Here is a 984-nt window from a genome sequence, read left to right as displayed (position 1 = left end):
AAGCTTTTGAGCATCCGTGCCACCGCCTCCCGCGCCGAGCTGATGTGCTGGGCGATCTGCTCATGGGTCATGCGTATCGTGTCGGAGCCGGTACGCTCCGCTTCGGCAAGGAGAAATTCTGCCAGCCGCCGATCCAGCCCCTTGAACATGATCTGCTGCATCGCCCACATCACATCAGAAAACCGTTTCGTTGCCAACTCATAGAGGAAGCAGCGGACATATAGATTTTTCTCCTTGAGTGCAGCGATGACATTTGCAGGGATAATCAGAACGTCCGTATCCGATCCTGCGGTCATTTGCGTATCAAAGGTGATCTGACTGATCACACAGGAGGCAGAAAGCACGCATAATTCGCCCAGATACAGCCGGAACAATGTGACTTCTCGCCCTTCCTCGGAGAGAAGATAGGTGCGGATCTCGCCGGAAAGGATGAACAGCATTCCAAGACATTCGTTGTCGCCGCTGTGTATGAACGCGCCCTTTTCATAATGACGGACAAAGGCACTTCGGCGCAGCGTTTCTTGCTCCTGTTCGGTCAAGGATGACCAGAACGGAAGCTGTGTCAGTGTGGGTTCCATATCAGTGGCAGCTATGCTTGCCGCAGCCGTGGTCACCGCAGGTGTGCCCATCCTCGCCGTGCTCATGGTCATGGTGGTCACAGTGAACATTGGGATCGTAGCCCAGATTTCCGCTGAGCAATGCGCTCACCGCTGCGTCAACGTCCCCGCTGACACCGCCGTAGAGCTTGATGCCCGCTTCGGCCAGAGCTGCCTGCGCACCGCCGCCGATGCCTCCGCAAATCAAAGTGTCCACGCCGTTCTGCATCAGGAAGCCTGCCAGTGCGCCGTGACCGCTGCCGTTGGTGTCAACGACTTTCGCATGAACGATTTTGCCGTCAGCAGCTTCATAAAGCTTGAACTGTTCGGTGTGGCCGAAATGCTGAAAGATTTGACCGTTTTCATAGGTAACTGCAATTTTCATAAT

The 984-nt window shown here is 55.0% G+C and carries 2 protein-coding genes; both read right to left on the bottom strand.

Annotated elements, in window-relative coordinates:
• A partial coding sequence (locus WMO66_RS14570) for a Crp/Fnr family transcriptional regulator (protein WP_349135261.1) occupies positions 1-629 on the bottom strand: 629 nt, incomplete at its 3' end.
• Positions 580-981, bottom strand: coding sequence for a NifB/NifX family molybdenum-iron cluster-binding protein (locus tag WMO66_RS14565; RefSeq protein ID WP_435387785.1), 402 nt, complete (start codon positions 979-981; stop codon positions 580-582). The genes WMO66_RS14565 and WMO66_RS14570, both read right to left, overlap by 50 nt.
• Positions 982-984 lie beyond the last annotated feature (3 nt).

It is taken from the genome of Faecousia intestinalis, assembly GCF_040096185.1.
GTDB lineage: Bacteria > Bacillota > Clostridia > Oscillospirales > Oscillospiraceae > JAZOXB01.
This window is presented reverse-complemented; position numbering and strand designations above follow the sequence as displayed.

Bases quoted from the DNA above. Each gene is read 5' to 3' on its own strand.
- WMO66_RS14565 (WP_435387785.1), bottom strand. From the start codon at position 981: ATGAAAATTGCAGTTACCTATGAAAACGGTCAAATCTTTCAGCATTTC.